Annotated in this window: 2 protein-coding genes; both read left to right on the top strand. The window is 65.8% G+C overall.

Annotated features, from left to right (window positions below):
* Positions 1-2,261 (top strand): ribonuclease R (gene rnr, locus V6M52_RS17175; RefSeq protein WP_332702041.1); only part of this gene is annotated, 2,261 nt, incomplete at its 5' end.
* Positions 2,258-2,590 (top strand): RNA methyltransferase substrate-binding domain-containing protein (locus V6M52_RS17170; RefSeq protein WP_332702039.1); only part of this gene is annotated, 333 nt, incomplete at its 3' end. The genes rnr and V6M52_RS17170, both read left to right, overlap by 4 nt.

Here is a 2,590-nt window from a genome sequence, read left to right as displayed (position 1 = left end):
TTCTGAGCCCGGCGCAGATGCGCCTGGTGTTCGACGGCGACCGTGGCTTGGCGCGGGTCTCCGGCCTCGACCGCCGCGGTCGGCGCGAGGGCGCGATAGTCGAAGTGATTTCCCGTGCCCACGAAAGCATCGTCGGCCGCTACTACGAGGAAAGCGGCATAGGTTTCGTGGTCGCCGACAACCCGAAAATCCAGCAGGAAGTGCTGGTTACCCCCGGCCGTACGGCCGGCGCCAAGATCGGCCAGTTCGTCGAGATCAGGATCACCCATTGGCCGACTCCGCGCTTCCAACCGCAGGGCGATGTGGTCGAGGTGGTCGGTAACTACATGGCGCCGGGGATGGAGATCGACGTAGCGCTGCGCAGCTACGACATCCCCCATGTCTGGCCGGAAACGGTGCTCAAGGAGGCGGCCAAGCTCAAGCCGGAAGTCGAGGAGAAGGACAAGGAGAAGCGCGTCGACTTGCGTCATCTGCCCTTCGTCACCATCGACGGCGAGGATGCCCGCGATTTCGACGACGCGGTCTACTGCGAGAAGAGCGGCAGCAATTGGCGCCTGTTCTCCGGTGGCTGGCGGCTGTACGTGGCGATCGCCGACGTCTCCCATTACGTCAAGGTCGGTTCGGCACTGGACGAAGAGGCGACCAGTCGCGGCAACTCGGTGTATTTCCCCGAGCGCGTGGTGCCGATGCTGCCCGAGCAGCTGTCCAATGGCCTGTGCTCGCTGAATCCGCAGGTCGACCGCCTGGCGATGGTCTGCGAGATGAGCATTTCCAAGACCGGCAAACTGACCGACTACCAGTTCTATGAGGCGGTGATCCACTCCCATGCGCGGCTGACCTACAACAAGGTCAGCGCCATGCTGGAACATCCGAAGAGCGCCGAGGGCAAGCAGCAGCGAGCCCAGTACGCCGAGGTGCTGCCGCACCTCAAGCAGCTCTATGCGCTCTACCAGGTGCTAGTGGCGGCGCGCCAGACCCGTGGCGCCATCGACTTCGAGACCCAGGAGACGCGCATCATCTTCGGCAGCGGGCGCAAGATCGCCGAGATCCGCCCGACGATACGCAACGATGCGCACAAGTTGATCGAGGAGTGCATGCTGGCCGCCAACGTGGCCACCGCCGAGTTCCTCAAGAAGCACGAAATTCCCGCGCTCTACCGGGTGCACGACGGTCCGCCGCCGGAGCGTCTGGAGAAGCTGAAAGCCTTCCTGACCGAGCTGGGGCTGTCCTTGCATCGGGGCAAGGAGGGGCCGTCGCCGAAGGACTATCAGGCGCTGCTCGAGACCATCCGCGAGCGCCCGGACTATCACCTGATCCAGACGGTGATGCTGCGTTCGCTCAGTCAGGCGGTGTACAGCGCCGACAATCAGGGCCACTTCGGTCTGAATTACGAGGCCTATACCCACTTCACCTCGCCGATCCGGCGCTACCCGGATCTGTTGACCCATCGCGCCATTCGCAGCGTGATCCGTTCCAAGATGGACACTCCGCACGTTCGCCGCGCGGGCGCCATGAGCATCCCCAGGGCGCGTATCTATCCCTACGACGAGCCGGCGCTGGAGCAGCTCGGCGAGCAGTGCTCGTTGACCGAACGCCGCGCCGATGAAGCCACGCGTGATGTGGTCAACTGGCTGAAGTGCGAGTTTATGCAGGATCGCGTCGGCGAGACCTTCGCCGGGGTGATCAGCGCGGTGACCGGTTTCGGCATCTTCGTCGAGCTGACCGACATCTACGTCGAGGGCCTGGTGCATGTCACCGCCTTGCCGGCCGATTATTACCACTTCGACCCGGTGCACCATCGCCTGGCCGGCGAACGCAGCGGGCGCAGCTTCCGCCTCGGCGACAGCGTCGAGGTGCGGGTGATGCGGGTCGACCTGGACGAGCGCAAGATCGACTTCGAAATGGCCGCCAGCGTGGTCAGTGCACCGGTCGGCCGTAAGCGGCGCGGCGCGACCGCTGAGCCCGCTGCCGACCTGTCCTTCGCGGCGGCCAAGAGTGGGCGGCGGGGCAAGTCGGAGAAGGCGGCGCAGCCTCTGGCCAAGGACGATGCGCAGCTCGGCAACACCGACGTGAGAAAAAGCCGTGAGCTGAAGCAGGCGTTGCTGGCCGAGGCCAAGACGGGGGCCAAGGCGGGCAAGGGCAAGCCGGCCAAACCGGCGAGCAAGACCGCTAAGCCCAGCAAGCACCGCAAGGGGCCTGCCAAGTCGGCTTCGGCGCCGGCGGCCAGCGGCGCTCCGCGCAAGCGTAAGGCGAAGTCATGAGTCAGTTGGAGAAGATCTACGGCGTGCATGCCGTGGAAGCCTTGCTGCGGCACCATCCCAAGCGGGTCAAGCAGGTCTGGCTGGCTGAGGGGCGCAGCGACCCGCGGGTCCAGGTGTTGCTCGAGCTGGCTGGCCAGGCGCGGGTCGCGGTCGGTCAGTGCGAGCGCCGGGAGATGGATGCCTGGGTCGAGGGCGTGCACCAGGGCGTGGTGGCCGAAGTCAGCCCGAGCCAGGTGTGGGGCGAGGCGATGCTCGAGGAGTTGCTCGACCGCGCCGAAGGTCCGCCCCTGCTGCTGGTGCTGGATGGCGTGACCGATCCGCACAACCTC

The sequence above is a fragment of the Devosia sp. genome (assembly GCF_036676215.1).
Classification (GTDB): Bacteria; Pseudomonadota; Alphaproteobacteria; order Rhizobiales; family Devosiaceae; genus Devosia.
The sequence above is the reverse complement of the archived record's forward strand: the minus strand, read 5'-3'. Positions and strand labels throughout refer to the sequence as shown.